Source organism: Photobacterium jeanii (genome assembly GCF_001650345.1).
Taxonomy (GTDB): Bacteria; Pseudomonadota; Gammaproteobacteria; order Enterobacterales; family Vibrionaceae; genus Photobacterium; species Photobacterium jeanii.
Window position 1 is genome coordinate 862,461 of record NZ_LVHF01000033.1, and the last position, 16,665, is coordinate 879,125.

Genomic DNA, 16,665 nt, shown 5'->3' on the forward strand with positions numbered 1-16,665 from the left:
TCGAGGTGATTTTGAAAGAGAAACTAAATTTCTAGAACGGGTCGACTGCGCTGCATAACTTGTTTCAATATCGACATCCAGTTTTGAGAAATATTCAGCTTCTCTTTTTGGCTTTAGGTGCATGAAAAAGCCTGTGTTCAGTGTAGCAGGCAATGATCAGGTACTTATTCTTATAACCGTTAATTAAGATGCGGTATTAGCCCTGTCTTCTTGATGAGAAATACCAAGTGTTAAACAGGGCTGATGCAGGACTTATACGATGATTAAATCGCTAGGAGTTATTCGCTGTGATTTCTTTGTGCAGCTTCGTAGCTGATATGTGCTTGCTCTAACTGTCCAATATCATCGCTGCAAATCGCTTCTTTTAGTGCCTCAAACTTTGCAGATGACCAGTTGTAGATATCTAGTGCAATTAAACGAGTAATGTTCTGTTGAGAAAAGCGATATTTGATCACTTTAGCGGGATTTCCGCCAACCACAGCGTAAGGAGGGACATCTTTTGTGACTACACTGTTTGCAGCAACGATACAGCCTTCGCCCAATGTGACGCCGGGCATGATCATCGAGCGCATGCCAATCCAGCAGCCATCTTTAATGTGTGTGTCGCCTTTAGATTGATAAGCTTGTTCGATCTTATCCATGAAAGGGTAACAGCAAAACCAATCTGCTCTATGGGTATGATTTCCTCCCATTAAGATCACCGTTTCGGCGGCAATACAAACGTAATCACCGATGTAGAGTTGGTCTACTTGCCAACGTGGTTCGCTATGACGTGTTTGCTCATCACCTAATAGGTAGCGCACAACAGAGGCTTCAAAACCGTTATCGTAAGCGTCACTGTAGTAACTGTGTGTGCCTTTGATATGGATGTTTTTATTAGTTACAACTTGGTGTAGGAGCTCGGTTTTAGTCCAGTGTTTGGTGGTCATTGTTTTATCCGTTCACTAAGCACGCAGAACAACTATTCTGGTGCATTAATACAAACCAGAAAAAGTAACGGTTTAGATACTTTTTCCGACTGATGTAAAAATAACAATGCCGTTTATGAGGAATTTAGACGCGACAACAGCGAATTAATGCGTGCTAAAGCTTGGCTGTTTATCGTGAAGCTAACTTGATTTCAATTGTCATAGACGGCAGTGAAAACTTCTTTCACTGCCATAGCTAAGCGATTTGAGGTTGCTTCAAGTACGCGATCGGAAAGACGACGCAGTGTGGATTACGTAGTTGTCGTAACATATTGTCGCCTCCGTTGAATTCAGTCTGTGGTTTTTAATGTAGCTAAGAAACTTCTTAGGCTGGCTATAGTAGCGTGATTGTAAATCCTGTCAACAAGGTGATTGAATTCCTTTATAGCATTGATCGTAATTTGGAATATGCTGTTCCCAAAATGGTGGGGTGCCAATATAGCTCTGAACTGCTTTAATAAACTCGCTGACCAGCGGAGTATGCTTTCGGTGTGGATATACCGCATAAATGCCAGTGTTCATATTTGATAGGGTGTAGTCGGTGAGTAAAGGAATAAGCTTTAACTCGTTAATTGGGCTGTCGAGGTGAAATAAGTCAACACGACTATAGCCCAAACCTCCTTTTACAGCGTCCATCATAGTCCGAACATCACTGACACGATAATTTCCATGCATTTTAATATTTACCAATTTGTCGCTGCTTGGTGTTTCGCTGATATGGATGGTGTCTAAATTCAGGCTTCCATTACTGTAAATAACCGCAGGAAGGGCAAGTAGCTCTTCTAAAGTTTGAGGCTTCCCATGTTCTTTGATAAAGCATTCTGAAGCGACAATGGCGAAGTTGGTATTGGCAATTTTCTTAGCGATTAAATTAGACTCGGTGAGTTTGCCAATACGAAAGGCGACGTCAAAATGCTCACCTATAATGTCAGCACGTTTATCATCTAACGATAATGTGATTTGTACTTTAGGGTACTGCTTCATAAAACGGGTGATCACAGGTTGCAGATATTGCTGCCCAAAATAAATCGGTGACGTGATCCGCAATACCCCCGTAGGTTCCGACTGGTAAGAATCAGCAATGTTTTTAATTTGCTTTAAAGTTTCTACCATATTCTGTGCTTGCGCTAAGATTTCTTCACCTGCTGGGGTTAGGGAAAATGAGCGCGTAGAGCGGTTAAGTAGCTGCACACCAAGACTGGCCTCAAGCTTCTTGATTTGTTTTGAAAGAGATGAATTGTCCATATCGTGCAGGGCTGCGGCTTTGGCGAAAGAGCCTTGCTGAACCACATCAATAAATAACGACAGTTGATTGGTGAGCGACACGGTAAATTCCTTCACAGAAGATATAATTGAGTATCAGCGGTAGTGTATACCTAAATAGGTATATGGGACGATAAGCTTGCTGAGATTTATGGCAAATTTGTTCCCACCTTGCTGGATATAAATTGGATACCATCAATTAGCAAAGACTATAGCTAGGCGCATATTGATACATTTTAAATGATTGTTTGTTGGTAATTCTTTATGTAATATTGCCACTATGTTTGTTGTTGAATTAATTGCTTTTAGAGGCGTTAGACAATGTTAAAACTTATCCCTTTATTGCTTGGCGTTGTTTCTTTAGCTGCATGTTCACCAGAACAAGAAAATGCAGCAGCGACTCAAGTCGATAGCCAAGTTGAGAGTCATGAGCAAGCACTCACGTTTGTATCGGCGTTGGTGCAAGATAAAATCGTAGCTCCAGAAGGAGAGTTAATTTCTCATGCTCAATTTACCTTTGCTAAACATGACTTAAACCAAGACGGAAACCAAGAATATTTAGTCTTAATGTCAGACCCGTATTTTTGTGGTTCAGGTGGTTGTAACCTCTATATTTTTGATGACCAAGGCAATGAGTTGAATTATTTCACGGTTGCAAAATCACCAGTGTCAGTGGGTAAACAAGGTGAGAGTGGCTGGGCTGATTTGGTAATGTATAGCAATGGTGCCAATCGATTAATGGTGCATGATGGTCAACATTACCCTACAAACCCTTCTGTTGAACCTGAAGCAACAGATGCCACAGTTACTGAATTGATCCCACGTGACTATGAAATGTACGGTAAGTCGTCTTTACAAGAATAGGAATTGGTTTTTCTTACTTATCGATTTGTTAATCTGATTTTTAAAAGCCGAAAGTACTATAAGTACTTTCGGCTTTTTATTTGTAGTTACCCGTTATGCTTTAACAAGCTCGACAGGGCCATGATCATCACAGTGATCACCGTGTTGGTGATGTAGGCGACCATTAACTATGTAGTCAATATGATCACCGTGCTTCACAGCTTCATGCCCGCAATTCGGCCCGTGTTTGTGTTCACCACAAGTATGCACAGGTTTACATTCGTTAGGGTTATGATCGTTGATTTCAATGGCGTGCTCGTCGCAATGGTCACCATGAGGGTGATGTAAAACACCATCGACAAGGTAATCAATATGATTGCCATGACGAATTGCGGTATGGCCGCAATCAGGTCCATGAACATGCTTTGGATGGGAGTGAGTATTAGAGCATGACATCCAAGTACCTCCTTAAATTTCCTATAAAACCTCTTTAACGTTAGCCGTTTAATGTGAATTTATTTCATCATTGAGGTGAATTGTGAAGCGGCTCAATAATATGTGTGCAATTGCTTATTTGTTGGCAAGGTGAGCAGTCTGAACTGATAACGATTTTCTTCTTGTATATAGTCGTTGAGATTATTTGTTTTACTTAAAGGGTAATATCATGCGTCAGCAATATCATTTTCGACTGTCAGATGAAGGGCTATTGTCATGGGACGTTTTTAGGTTGATCCGTTTAACCGCAGATCTACCCGTTAAGCAGGTAGCTTTGGGAGATATTAATGAGTTGGATGAAGCATTCTGGTACGACTTAGGTGGTGCAAAGCCAACTTGTCGTAATGTACTTGAACATGCCAAGTTGATTAATCAGGCCGACTTGTCTTATCCCATCATTTTATGTCATCAAGGACGGGTGATGGATGGCATGCACCGAGTGTGCAAAGCGAAAATGTTAGGGCATACAAGTATTTCTGCGGTTCAATTTACTGAACATATCGCGCCTGATCACATAGGTGTAGAAGCTGAGCAGTTGCCGTATTAAAACCAGTACAAAACAAAGTCTCTTGCTTATTGTCGCTATCAATATGATTTAGTGCGCTTTTTCTTAGCTTTGTGAAATACAAAGCTGCGTTTCATTGCGCAATATGATATTAAATGCCGTTCATTTGGTCATATTTAGGGAATGAAAATGACAGCAACAGACTTTCTGAATGCTCTTAACCGCGAATACCTCGACGTTCATCGAACCAAAGAAGACTTCTTCTGGCAAACTTACATGGGCACCAGTGATGATCACCAAGGTTCAGCTCAAGCGCAAAAAGAGTGGACGATTTTTTTAAGCACCGCTGATCGTATTCATCAAGTACGCGAGCAATTAGTGGCAGCAGAACAAATTAGTGACCCTCAAGAGCGTGAGCAAACCATCATTGGACTAACGGGATGGCTTAATACGTTTCAAGCGCACGCATTGGAATCGGAACAAGCACAAGCACTTAAAGCTGAAATCATTCAGTTTGAAGCGGATTTGTTTGAGAAAAAACAACAGTACGAGATGCGTTTTACCGATGAAAATGGTGAATCCGCTGTTGGCTCACTGCCAGTGCTGGGCGCCAATATTCGCACCAGTGCGAATGAAACGGTTCGTAAAACCTCTCATCAAGCTTTACTCGAGCTAGAGCAATGGCTGTTGGTGAACGGTTTCCTCGATTTGGTGAAATTACGTAACCGCTTTGCACGTTCATTGGGGTTTGCCAATTTCTTCGATTACTCGGTAGTTAAAACTGAAAAAATGACCAGTGATGAGCTGTTCACTATTTTAGAAGATTTTGAGCATCGAACCAGCGCGAGTAACCAAGCTAGCTTGACGGCATTAGCTGAGCAAAAAGGGCTGCAAGCCTTGCAAGGGCATAATTTTGTGTTCTCTTTCGCAGGTGATGCGATGCGTGATTTGGATCCGTATGTGCCATTTTCGCAATCCCTCCGTCGTTGGGTGGAATCGTTCGGGCGTTTAAATATTGATTATTCTGGCGCTGAACTGACGCTCGATTTACTCGACCGTAAAGGCAAATACGAGAATGGTTTTTGTCATGGGCCTGTACCTGCGTTTTATGATCAAGGCGAGTGGATCGCGGCAAAAGTTAACTTCACCAGTAACGCCAAACCTGATCAAGTCGGTAGTGGTTATGATGGGATTAATACTTTGTTCCACGAAGGTGGTCATGCCGCGCACTTTTCAAATATGAAAATGAACGCGCCATGTTTTTCTCAGGAGTTTGCACCAACCTCGATGGCATATGCTGAAACCCAATCCATGTTCTGCGATAGCTTGTTAGGGGATGGAGATTGGTTGAAGCTGTACGCTCATGATGAACAAGGCAACCCTGTGCCAGATGCGGTAATTAAGGCATTGGTTGATAGTCGTCAGCCATTCCGCTCATTCATGGAGCGTAGCCTGCTGGTGGTACCGTATTTTGAACGCGCGCTATATCAATTGGATGAAGCACAGCTAACCCCTGCAGCAGTGACACAGCTTGCCCGTGAGATGGAACATAAAATCCTGGGTTTAGCGTGTAGTCCTCGTCCATTAATGGCTATTCCACACTTGTTATCTGACGAAGCTGCTTGTTCTTATCAAGGTTACTTGCTTGCCAATATGGCGGTTTATCAGACTCGTGCTTACTTCACCGAAAAATTTGGTTACTTGACGGATAACCCTGAAATTGGACCGCTATTGGCGGAGCATTATTGGCATAAAGGTAATAGTGTGACTCATAGCGCGACAATCGAGAGTCTCACTGGTGAAGGCTTTAATGCTAAATACTTGGCTGATGAATGTAATTTATCTGCAGAACAAGCGTGGCGAGCCGAGCAAGACAAGATCGCTGCTTTAGCTGGACGAGAACGAGCAGAGATTGCTTCATTAAACGCAAGTATTGCTGTTGTTGATGGTGCCAAAGTGCTAGCCGAAAACACGCAGTCTGATGAAGCGCTTTGTGTTGATTTCGAATGCTATATTCAAACGACTTACGGACGTTAATCTTACCTATCTGCCTGCAGCAAGTTAGCTGCAGGCAATCTTTTGGATATCTTCATGTTTAAATTTTCAAGCCTTGCTTTTGCGCTTCCTCTTGTTACCTCAACTTTTACCTATGCAGCTACTCTGTCGTCGGAATTTGAGCCTCAACCCAATGCAATTTCAAGTTGTCCTGCTCAAATGTTTACGCAACAAGCCGTGGTTTTTGACGCAGTAACTCTTTGTGCGACTAGTAAAGTGAGCTTGGATAAACTTAAGCATGCCGCGAATGTAACAGCCAAATGGCTAGATAATGATGAAGATGGCTTAGTTGATGAGCCAAAAATCCTTGATGCTCTTCGCGCAAATAAAGCCTTGTTAGCTATGAGCGAGAGAGGTTTCTCTCAAGCTGCTTTTGAACGCCTAGAGCCAGAGCTAGAAAATAGAGTAGGGCAAGATCTTGCGGTGTTTGAAACTGCGCCAGTGGGTGAACGTGATGCATCACAAGAAGAGATTCATCATTTAATTGTTAATGCAGGTTGGCAAACACTTTACCCTCACGTGTTTAGTGATAACAGAGCAAAAGCCAGTTTGTTGTATCAGCAGTGGCAACAGGCAGAAGCTAAAGGGTACTACGCGTATGACGATCCAACTTGTGATGATAGTTGCAAGACAATTGAGTTTTTCTATTTGGCGACTGCGGCATATTTAGGTTCAGAGGCTGATTTGTACTCAGATGAAATGCGACTTAAGAATAGAGTCGAACTGTCGAAAGGCTTACCTGAGATGATCACAATTATTGAGTCTGACGATTATCATTATCCAAAACAGGTTTGGCCTGATGGTCATTACTCTCATCAGCAAGCGATTCGTTATACGACTCAGTAAAGTGGAGTGTGTTTTAGATTGGGAATAAAAAAGCGGAGCCAAAAGGCCCCGCTTGAAAATAGTTTCGCGTATTGCGTTCAATTAGCTAAGGTGTGCGAAAGCAGTAGTAAATGCCGCTTCTTGGAACTGGCGCAGACCTGTGCCACGGAAATCAACCATTAGAGGTGTGCGTTTCAGTGCTTGTTTGATGTCTGTCGAGCTCATGAATTGAACGTCAAGACCATCGATCAGCTGGATTGCTGATTCAAGCTTGAAGCCAATTGCGCTGCCTGCAAATTTACCACGTGTTTCACGAGTACGGATAACCACACGATCCACTTGGTAATCATCAAGTAGTTTTTTAAATGCGAATTGGAAATCGCGCATTTCTTGGTTATCTAACGAATCCTTGATAATGAATTTTTGAGTGCGGCAATCTGGAATGTCTAACAGACCATTATTTTTGTTCATCAAACAGATAATGGCTTCGTTGCTACGTAGCTCAACAGCACAAATTTTCATGTATTCACCTATGATTTAGATCAGCCGCTCATTCTATTCAACTTTCAACGCCTTGTCAGTTGTTGAAAGTGTTCAACGGAGATTTTGTATGTATTTAAAGCTGCCACCCCCATTATTAATGCTTATTACACTCGCAGCTATGTACGGTGTAGGGCAGCATTGGCCTTGGTGGCATTTTTCATTTTGGGGCAAGCAGGGGGTGATGTTGTTACTGTGTGCTTTAGGGGCTTTCTTTGGTTTGGCTGGTGTCGTGAGCTTTGCTAAGGCCAGAACAACCATTAACCCTCACAAGCCGACTAATGCGTCCACCTTAGTGACCAGCGGCATTTATCAGTATTCCCGTAATCCAATGTACCTAGGATTAGTTTTTTTCTTATTAGCAGCATGGCTGTATATGTCTGTGTTATCACCAATAGTCATGGTGATCCTGTTTGTTCTTTACATGAACCATTTCCAAATTGAACCAGAAGAAGAAATGCTTAATTTGAAGTTCGGTGATGACTACAAACAATACTGCCAGCAAGTTAGACGGTGGTGCTGAGTCACAGCTGTAACCGAGCTAGATATACCTTGCTAATGTGTCGTAGCTAAAAAATTGATTGTGTTAATTTGGATGTCTAATCTAGAAAATTTAACGTGATCTAGTTCAAATATAGAAATCCATTCCCATTTAATCGTTTGGCTGGGAAATATTTTTCTTTTGATGCCGAAAATAGACTAAACATTGAAAACCTTTTTCCTCAGAAAGCACCTATATTAACCACATAAAAATTATGTTTATTAATAACTTATCAGCACAAGTGTGGGGTAAGTTAAATTACCAATAATGTGGGTGGTTAACGTGAACAAGCATCTCTGGAACGGTTTTATTAATGTTGTTAAGCGTGAAGTAGTACCAGCTCTTGGCTGTACTGAGCCTGTTTCTGTGGCACTGAGTGCGGCGATTGCAGCTCGTCGTTTAGCGGTAACACCTGATCGTATTGAAGTTCTGGTGTCGCCTAACTTAATGAAGAACGGCATGGGTGTTGGTGTTCCGGGAACAGGTATGGTGGGTTTGCCTATCGCTGCCGCTGTTGGTGCGTTAGCGGGCGATCCTGATGCTGGGCTAGAGGTGTTGAAAAACATTACTGACAGCGATGTTGCTCAGGCAAAAGTATTGCTTGAGCAAGAACGAGTATCTGTTGGTGTCGCTTCAGTCAGCAATATTCTCTATGCTCAAGTGACGCTTCATGCTGGTGAGCGTGCAATTGCTGTGACTATTGCCGACACTCATACTCAGGTTGTTGAAATAAAAGAAAACGATCAAATTATTTTTGCCGCTGACAATCAAGCTACTTCAGATAAGCCACAACACGTAAACCCGTTCGAGCAGGCTTGCGCGCAAGATGTGTTTGAGTTCGCAACGCTTGCTCCTCTTGCTGATATTGATTTTATCGAGCAGGCATACCAATTAAACGATGCTTTATCTCAAGAAGGCTTAACAGGTGATTACGGCCTACAAATTGGTAAAACTTTTCAGCGCAATATTGACCGTGGGTTATTAAGCCAAGATTTGATGACGGATATCATGCGTCGCACCTCTGCCGCTTCTGATGCGCGTATGGATGGGGCAATGAAACCGGCAATGAGTAATTCAGGTTCGGGTAACCAAGGTATTGCTGCCACTATGCCAGTGGTTGTGGTGGCGGATCATATCAAGGCAGATCGTGAAACGTTGATCCGAGCATTGATGCTTTCTCACTTGATGGCGATTTACATTAAAAGTCACCAAAATAAATTGTCTGCACTTTGTGGTGCAACGACGGCTTCAATGGGGGCGGTTGCAGGCATGACCTGGTTATTAGGTGGTGAGTTTAGCCATATCAGCGCAGCAATCTGCAATATGATCGGCGATATCACAGGCATTATTTGTGATGGTGCGAAAACCAGTTGTGCAATGAAAGTTTCATCGTCAGCAAGCGCAGCGATTAAGGCGGCCATGATGGCTCTTGATGGTATTCGTGTGACTGGCAATGAAGGAATTGTCGATACTGATGTTGATGCGACTATCCGTCATTTGTCATCGCTGGCAAATGGGGCGATGACGCAAACCGACGTACAGATTTTAGAGATTATGGTTAGTAAATAAAGTGCATTGCCTTTAATAACTGACATTGGTCGATGTAAATGAACTACGGGCATGATGGTTATCTATTATGCCCGTTTTTTAGTTATTGTTAACGCTGTTGGTACTAGTGAGTATTAGCGTGACGTACATACTCAAGAATATCGTCGACGTCTTTTTCAGTCAGAGTGGTTTTGAATGCGGGCATGAGTCCACCTTGTCCATTGTCACCATCTAGCACTGAACTAATGAGTTCGCTTTTTAAGCCGAATGGATTTGAAACTTCCTCATAAATATTATCAGGGCTGATAGTTAAACTTGCTGCTGCAAGACCATCACCTAAACCTCGATCACCATGACATACCGCGCAATTCGTGTTGAATTTTACTTTGCCGTTGGCAAGGTCTGGCGCACCATATTGGTTATCACTGATAAATTTATAGCTAAATAATCCCACGCCCATCATAGCGATGGCTAACCCTGTGCCGAGAATACGCTTCTTCATTTATTATCCCTCTCTAACGGCAACGTCTTGCTTGATATAGTTATAGCGCAAATATACAGAACGTTAAACTGTAAAATCAATGCGTAATTTAAAATTGCTTTGTGAAATACGCATTTATTTCATGTTTTGTGACGTGATCTAGTTTGTATATGTTTGTGCTCTATCTTTTTAAACACTGGATAGAGTGCTAGCGTTAATTTCTAACTATCTGAAAATTAAGCAGTGTCATGCTGGTGTCGCCTTGCTGACGTGATGTGTCAGCCTGTAAATCAGTATGCTTGAGTAAACAGCAGAAGGGATGTAAATCATGATTGTACGGAAACTAAGACTTCAGCGTGGTTGGTCGCAAGAGCAATTATCCCAAATGAGTGGATTGAGTATCAGAACGATACAACGTATTGAGCGAGGCCAAAAAGCGGGGTTGGAATCATTAAAGTCTTTGGCTGCTGTATTTGAAGTTCAAGTATCAGATTTACAAAAGGAGCCAGAAATGAACAACGAACAAGACATCAAACTCACCCAAGATGAGCAAGAAGCATTAGATTATGTACGTGGCATTAAAGGCTTCTACTCACACTTGCTGACCTATGTACTTGTGATAGGTATGCTATTCGCCATTAACTTGTTTACTAGCCCGGATGATATTTGGGCTTGGTGGCCTGCAATGGGCTGGGGGATAGGTTTAGCGATACAAGCCTTAAATACCTTCGACTTGGTGAATTTCTTCAATGCCGATTGGGAAAAGAAACAAGTCGAGAAGCGCCTAGGACGTAAGTTGTAAGCCTGTTAAGGGCTTCGACCCACCGACGTAGCGAATAGAATATGAGGAGGAGCAACAGTCATTGCTCCTTTTCTTAAAACAATATCGAATGCGAGAGTTGGTATACTCGCGTTTTCAGACGACTTTCACGCCCCACAAAGAATGTGTCGCTTCTGACGACATGTCGATTTCTATCACACTAGAAAACTTCGCGAAAAATCAAAATAATAGCCCTGTTGCCAGCAAGACTACTAGTATCGATTAGCTGCTCAGTCATTTGTGCGATATCAGTAAGAAGGTCAGTCTCTTTTGTACTGAGCATAGTTAAGTAACAGTGTAAAAAGACAATATCTACTTCACTTTTTTAGTTGAGCTAGTATGATGGGGGTGTATGTTTGACGTGGAATTAATTTAATGGCTTTATCTGTACCTATGGGGCATTACTCAAACGATAAGATCAATCGTTTTCGACTTATTGAGATCATCGCATTGTGGGAAGGGCGATTAACAACGAATCATCTTCAAAACTGTTTCGAGATTGGTCGTCAACAAGCATCAAAAGATATCAATACCTATATTACAGAGATAGCACCAAATAATTTAGAGTACGATAAGTCCTTGAAGGGATATAAACCTTCGTCAAGTTTTGTTCCTGTTCTTACCGATGGTCGAGCTGAGGATTACTTATTACTTCTTGGGATGAATCAACGCTTGGTATCCAAAGGTAGCCATATAGGGTGGGGGTTTAATAATGTTGCGACAGTTTCTTCTCCGCCACGAAATATTAAGCCAGAGGTTATTCAGTCAATTGTTTCTGCTATCACCCATCAGCAGCGATTAGAGATTGAATATGTCTCTCTGTACAACCCAATGCCAGAGACGCGCGTTATCGCGCCGCATACATTAGTACAAACGCCTCTACGTTGGCATGTTAGAGCTTATTGCGAAAAGAATCGCCAATATCGAGACTTTGTACTAAGCCGTTTCTGTGGTGAGCCTGAATGTATTGGTAAGTCGGAACATGGCATTGCTGACGACGAAAATTGGCACTCAGTGATTGAATTAGAACTCATTGCAGATCCTCGTTTGAACGATAAACAAAGGCAGCTTGTAGCGTTAGATTATGGCATGCAAGACAATGTTTTGATCCATAAAACATCCGTAGCTTTACTGCATTATGACTTAAGTTGCTTAAATTTAAGTTTGTCTGAGAGTCGAGAACTACCTGAATATCAACAGTTGGCAATTAGAAATATTAACCAAATTAAAATGCAGCTAAACAATATTTAGTTGTTAACTTAACAATTTGAGCCATTTATTAGTGTGATGAAAAATAAATCTTGTCAGCACAGCAATGTTGTGCGTGTTAAACGTAACTTTTTTCAAAAACTTTTCTACAAAGCAATATATGAATGTAAGACATGCGGAAAACTAATAAAACTTTAAATAATGAAAATAAGCGTCATCGTGAGCTTGTGAAGATAAAAGCGAAAGCCCATGTCAAAGCGGTAAGATTAAAATTATTAAGTGAGTTGAAAGACAATGATATTAAAGTCTTTCCTTCTCGTAGCTTTTGATTATTTTAATTGCACGGCTCTTATCGTTTATTAAATAGTAAACGGCCCACAAAAATTATTCTCTTTACCACTAATGAGAAAGCAACCTCAGCTCTCGATGATAGATTTATTAAGGATCTAGTTGTTTGCATTGATTAACAATGCCGTTTGTACGAGTGTTGATCGACATTAGTGGGAGAGAGTATGTCTGAGACTTCTCCGTCTGAAAAACAAGAACGAAAGCAAGATACGTCCCTTAATGAACAAGGTATTAGTAAGCAAGGCGTCAGTAGCCAAAAAACTGATGCAAGCGAAGCGCCGAAAGAGGGGCAGAAAGATGGACAAAGGATAAATAAAGTTCGTCGTTTCACTAACATTCTATTACTGGTGGTTTTTTCGATGCTGGTTTTTAGCATCATTTCAGATCGCATCATTCCTTTTACTGATAATGCTCGGGTGAAGGGGTATGTTGTGCCGATTAAACCAGAGGTATCTGGGCAGGTACTGAATATTTTAGTGGAGCCTAATCAGCCTGTTCTTGAAGGAGATGTGTTAGTTAATCTTAACCCTGCCGATTATGAAATTGCGGTAAAACAAGCTGAGCAGAACCTTGAAATAGCAGGGCAAAATGTAGGAGCACAAACAGCTGCGATAGCGGCTTCGCAAGCTCGGTTAACAACAGCAAATGTTGAGCTCGAAAACAGTAAATTGCAGACCAATCGAGTGCTTGCAATGGCGAGGCGGGGTGTTGTGTCACAGTCTGATGCGGATCAGGCAAGGGCTGATCTGGCGACAGCAAAAGCGAATGTGGTCAATGCGCAGGCGGATTTAGAAAAGTCGAAACAGCAACTTGGCGCGCGAGGACAAGACAACAGCCAAATCAAAGCGGCACTGTTAGCCCTAGAACAAGCTCAGCTGAATTTAGAGCGAACAACGATTAAAGCTCCAACAGCGGGTGGCGTATCGAATTTCAGTTTATCGGAAGGTTTTTACGCATCGGCAGGGCAAGCCTTGATGACTTTTGTATCAACTGAAAGTATTTGGATCGAAGCTTATTTTCGTGAAAACAGCCTAGGTAATATTAAAGCTGGCGATGAAGTTGAAGTCGCTTTAGATTTTGCTCCCGGTAGAGTAATTAAAGGCAAGGTAACCAGTGTTGATTGGGGGGTGGATTGGGGGCAAAACGATCAAGCCGGCAAGTTAGCACAGGCAAATAATCAAACTGGCTGGTTGAGGCAAACTCAGATGCTGCCAATTATGATTGAGTTCGATCATCAAGAAGTCAGTGGTTTACTGCGTATTGGTGGTCAGGCTGATGTGATTGTCTACAGTGGTGACAATACCTTCTTTAATGCTTTTGGGCGAATATGGATTCGCTTAATAAGTTTTATGTCTTACGCCCGTTAAGTGTTTAGCCAGCGATGGGTTTACGGATGGAAGATAATGCTCACACCCAAGTTAAAATTATTCGCTATACCTTTGGCGTGGGTATTGCCGTCTTTTTAGCGGCATGGATTGATTGGCCACTGGCGTTTATCACTCCTATTTTTGTAGCAAAATTCTTGATAGATAAATCCGCTTTTAATAAAGCGACCTTCTATGAACTCGTTATCTCGATGTTGGTGACTTTGGCGTTAGGGTTACTGCTTTCAAACGGTATTACTCACTATCCAATTCCGCTGTTGATCCTCGTTGGTTTAATGATGCTGTGGGGCTATTACCTCTTCACCGATCCCAAATGGAATCTGTTTGCGACTATTTTGATTATTGCGGTTTTGATGTTGCCTTTTATGGCAATTTCAAACCCAGGCATTTCGGTATATTTAGCTGTGGGCTTGGCAAGCTCAGGTATGGTAGCTGTGATGATTTTTTCACTTGTACATGTGTATTTACCTGAGCCGCCCTCTGAGTTTTCAGGCTATGACTCTTCGCCATTAACGAAGCAGCAGCGTTGGCATGCCGCCTTTCGTGCAATGTTGTTGTCTTTTCCTGTGGTGTGCTTTTTCTTCATTTTTCAAATTGCTGAAGCTTTGCTCACCATGATTTTCATAGCATTGCTATCACTAATGATCACAGGTGAAAAATCGATAAAACTCAGCGCCTTCTTGATCATGACCAACACTATTGGTGGCATTTTAGCTATCGGTGTCTATTTCATTTTATCTTTTGTGCCACACCTTTTGTTTTACACCGCGTTTATCTCTTTGCTGGCAATCTTGATTGGTACGCAAATCTTTACGAAACCAGAAAGTGCGCCAATTTACGCGACGGCATTTAGTACGGTGCTAGTGTTATTGGGGAGCACATTAATGAGCTCTGGTGATATTGATAGCAATATGCTCATTCGCATTTTTCAGTTGCTGATGGTGGGGATATACATGATTGCCGCCTCGTTCTTTTTAGAAACGCGTAACTGGCGATTTTTACAGATCTAGCTTCTTATTGGTATTCAACCGTAAGGAATACTTATGAAACACGATAGCGATTTCACAAAGCAAGTAATTGATGTTTCGATAAAAATAGCCGCAATTGCCGTGCTGGTGTTCTGGTGCTTCTCAATTCTACGCCCCTTCATAATGTTAGTGGTGTGGGGAGGCATTATTGCGACTGCGCTTTATCCTATAGTGACTTGGGCACACGGCAAATACGGGATTGGAAAGAGTAAGCTCAGCGGTGGTTTAGCTTTTATTGGCGTACTGTTATTGCTGCTGCCTTTAATTGCGCTCTCAACTGGGCTCTATACCAGTGGGGCGGATTTAGTGACAGGGATCCAAGATGGCACGATGACGATCCCCAAACCGACCCCAAGTATTCAGGAATGGCCTGTGATTGGCGATAAGGTTTACGCCTTTGCCCTGCAAGCATCGTCCAACATTGAAAGTGTCTTTGCTAATTATGGCGAAGAAGTGAAAGCGGTAGTGACTAAGCTTGCCTCTCTCATTGGCTCGTTGGGTGGTGGTTTTATTCAGTTTATTATCTCGACAATCATCGCTGGCGTATTTATGGCAAATGCTGACAAATGCGAGCGCGCATTTGTGTTGATTGCTCGACGGTTAACAGGTGAGCACGGTGAAGACCTTACTCAGCTTTCAAAAACAACCGTAAGAAGCGTGGTGCAAGGAGTGATTGGGGTTGCGGTTATCCAATCTATTCTGACTGGAATTGGGGTAGCAGTTGCTGGTGTGCCTGCGGCTGGATTCTGGATGCTATTAGTTTTGCTGGTGGCGATTATCCAGTTACCACCGATTATCGCTTTGTTACCCGCCATTATTTATGTGTTTAGCGTCGATACCACCACAACGGCAGTGCTGTTTTTAATCTGGTGTATTTTAGTCAGCGGTAGTGATGCCATTTTAAAGCCAATGTTGTTGAGTCGAGGCTCAGACATTCCAATGCTGGTGATTTTACTTGGGGCATTGGGAGGTATGGCAATGTCAGGGATTGTCGGGTTATTTGTTGGTGCCGTGGTGCTGAGTTTAACTTATCAGTTATTTATCGTATGGCTTGATAGTGAAGCCGATGGAAGCTCGTCATGAAGCGAGTATCGAAAGACGATAATTTCTACTTCCTCTTGGTCGCATTGCTGGCATTACTTTTTTGTAGTGCCGTAGTTCAACAGCTTGATATTGGCGGACAAAAAAGCGTATTGGCGTTAACCATTATGTGCCTTGCGGTTTCTATTATGGGGGTTAACCGTCAACAAACCTTGTATCGTAGCTGGTACGGTTTGCTGTTGGTATTGGCATCAATTTCGGGGGCATTTTCGTTTCTTGATCAGTTTGATTTAGCGCTCGTGACTTTGCCGGCATTGCTATTCTTTCTGTTATCCCATACCTATAACGCGCTAAAACAAGTGATGCTTACTGATTATGTGAGCAAGAATCAGATCGTAGGCTCGATTTGTGTCTATTTGTTATTAGGCGTGTCGTGGGCATTTATTTACCTTATCCAACTAGAGCTATTTCCTAACGCGTTTAATGGTATGGAGAAGAAGCCTTGGCTCGATAATATGTTCGAGGCGATTTATTTCAGCTTCATTACGCTTACTACAGTCGGTTATGGTGATATCTCACCTGCATTGCCTATCCCGAGGTTCTTTGTGTTTCTTGAGTCGATCCTTGGCAGCTTTTACCTCGCCATTATGGTCGCAAGTTTGGTGAGTAGCCGACTAAACCAGTCAGATCAAAGTCGAGATGTGATTGTTGAGCAGAACAATGATGAAGTGGAGAAGAATCGAGATAGATGAAAAAAAGCGCCCAAGGGC

Annotated in this window: 17 protein-coding genes; 12 read left to right on the top strand and 5 right to left on the bottom strand. The window is 42.3% G+C overall.

Going from position 1 to position 16,665, the window contains the following annotated elements:
• Positions 1–278 precede the first annotated feature (278 nt).
• A complete protein-coding gene (locus A3K86_RS21260; RefSeq protein ID WP_068336323.1) occupies positions 279–929 on the bottom strand; it encodes a CatB-related O-acetyltransferase in 651 nt (216 codons plus the stop codon).
• A 399-nt stretch (positions 930–1,328) separates the two neighbouring features.
• Positions 1,329–2,294 carry a LysR family transcriptional regulator gene (locus A3K86_RS21265; protein ID WP_068336326.1) on the bottom strand — a complete coding sequence of 322 codons (966 nt, stop codon included), beginning with the start codon at positions 2,292–2,294 and terminating at the stop codon, positions 1,329–1,331.
• A gap of 258 nt (positions 2,295–2,552) precedes the next feature.
• Here A3K86_RS21265 and A3K86_RS21270 point away from each other — a divergent pair, with 258 nt between their 5' ends.
• Positions 2,553–3,095, top strand: coding sequence for a hypothetical protein (locus A3K86_RS21270; RefSeq protein ID WP_068336329.1), 543 nt, complete (start codon positions 2,553–2,555; stop codon positions 3,093–3,095).
• Between the two features lie 93 nt (positions 3,096–3,188).
• Here the strand turns inward: A3K86_RS21270 and A3K86_RS21275 are convergent, their stop codons facing one another.
• Positions 3,189–3,530, bottom strand: coding sequence for a hypothetical protein (locus A3K86_RS21275; protein ID WP_068336332.1), 342 nt, complete (start codon positions 3,528–3,530; stop codon positions 3,189–3,191).
• Between the two features lie 208 nt (positions 3,531–3,738).
• Here A3K86_RS21275 and A3K86_RS21280 point away from each other — a divergent pair, with 208 nt between their 5' ends.
• The 3 genes from A3K86_RS21280 (at position 3,739) to A3K86_RS21290 (ending at position 6,975) form a co-directional block, all read left to right on the top strand.
• Positions 3,739–4,116 (top strand): hypothetical protein, encoded by a 378-nt coding sequence (locus A3K86_RS21280; protein WP_068336336.1) that lies wholly within the window; start codon positions 3,739–3,741, stop codon positions 4,114–4,116.
• Positions 4,117–4,263: 147 nt separating this feature from the next.
• Positions 4,264–6,111, top strand: coding sequence for a M3 family metallopeptidase (locus A3K86_RS21285; RefSeq protein ID WP_068336339.1), 1,848 nt, complete (start codon positions 4,264–4,266; stop codon positions 6,109–6,111).
• A gap of 54 nt (positions 6,112–6,165) precedes the next feature.
• On the top strand, positions 6,166–6,975 hold the full coding sequence (locus A3K86_RS21290) for a hypothetical protein (RefSeq protein WP_068336342.1): 810 nt from the start codon (positions 6,166–6,168) through the stop codon (positions 6,973–6,975).
• Between the two features lie 81 nt (positions 6,976–7,056).
• On the opposite strand, the gene A3K86_RS21295 is transcribed toward A3K86_RS21290, so the two are convergent.
• The gene (locus tag A3K86_RS21295; protein ID WP_068336345.1) at positions 7,057–7,476 is read right to left on the bottom strand and encodes a DUF3010 family protein; all 420 of its coding nucleotides are present in this window, start codon (positions 7,474–7,476) and stop codon (positions 7,057–7,059) included.
• Between the two features lie 88 nt (positions 7,477–7,564).
• On the opposite strand from A3K86_RS21295, the gene A3K86_RS21300 reads away from it, so the two are divergent.
• On the top strand, positions 7,565–8,017 hold the full coding sequence (locus A3K86_RS21300) for a methyltransferase family protein (RefSeq protein ID WP_068336347.1): 453 nt from the start codon (positions 7,565–7,567) through the stop codon (positions 8,015–8,017).
• A gap of 300 nt (positions 8,018–8,317) precedes the next feature.
• Positions 8,318–9,604 (top strand): L-cysteine desulfidase family protein, encoded by a 1,287-nt coding sequence (locus A3K86_RS21305; RefSeq protein WP_068337156.1) that lies wholly within the window; start codon positions 8,318–8,320, stop codon positions 9,602–9,604.
• Between the two features lie 103 nt (positions 9,605–9,707).
• Here the strand turns inward: A3K86_RS21305 and A3K86_RS21310 are convergent, their stop codons facing one another.
• Positions 9,708–10,085, bottom strand: a complete 378-nt coding sequence (locus tag A3K86_RS21310) for a c-type cytochrome (protein ID WP_068336351.1) — start codon at positions 10,083–10,085, stop codon at positions 9,708–9,710.
• 307 nt (positions 10,086–10,392) lie between these two features.
• Here A3K86_RS21310 and A3K86_RS21315 point away from each other — a divergent pair, with 307 nt between their 5' ends.
• The 6 genes from A3K86_RS21315 to A3K86_RS21340 all read left to right on the top strand — a co-directional run bounded on the left by A3K86_RS21315 (position 10,393) and on the right by A3K86_RS21340 (position 16,647).
• Positions 10,393–10,866, top strand: coding sequence for a 2TM domain-containing protein (locus tag A3K86_RS21315; protein WP_068336354.1), 474 nt, complete (start codon positions 10,393–10,395; stop codon positions 10,864–10,866).
• A 393-nt stretch (positions 10,867–11,259) separates the two neighbouring features.
• The gene (locus A3K86_RS21320) at positions 11,260–12,135 is read left to right on the top strand and encodes a WYL domain-containing protein (RefSeq protein WP_198160452.1); all 876 of its coding nucleotides are present in this window, start codon (positions 11,260–11,262) and stop codon (positions 12,133–12,135) included.
• 536 nt (positions 12,136–12,671) lie between these two features.
• Positions 12,672–13,808, top strand: coding sequence for an HlyD family secretion protein (locus A3K86_RS21325; RefSeq protein WP_068337163.1), 1,137 nt, complete (start codon positions 12,672–12,674; stop codon positions 13,806–13,808).
• 26 nt (positions 13,809–13,834) lie between these two features.
• Positions 13,835–14,836, top strand: a complete 1,002-nt coding sequence (locus A3K86_RS21330; protein WP_068336357.1) for a DUF2955 domain-containing protein — start codon at positions 13,835–13,837, stop codon at positions 14,834–14,836.
• A 33-nt stretch (positions 14,837–14,869) separates the two neighbouring features.
• Positions 14,870–15,937, top strand: a complete 1,068-nt coding sequence (locus tag A3K86_RS21335; protein WP_068336362.1) for an AI-2E family transporter — start codon at positions 14,870–14,872, stop codon at positions 15,935–15,937.
• Positions 15,934–16,647 carry a potassium channel family protein gene (locus A3K86_RS21340; protein WP_084406718.1) on the top strand — a complete coding sequence of 238 codons (714 nt, stop codon included), beginning with the start codon at positions 15,934–15,936 and terminating at the stop codon, positions 16,645–16,647. The genes A3K86_RS21335 and A3K86_RS21340 overlap by 4 nt, the downstream gene beginning before the upstream one ends.
• The last annotated feature ends 18 nt before the right edge of the window (positions 16,648–16,665 follow it).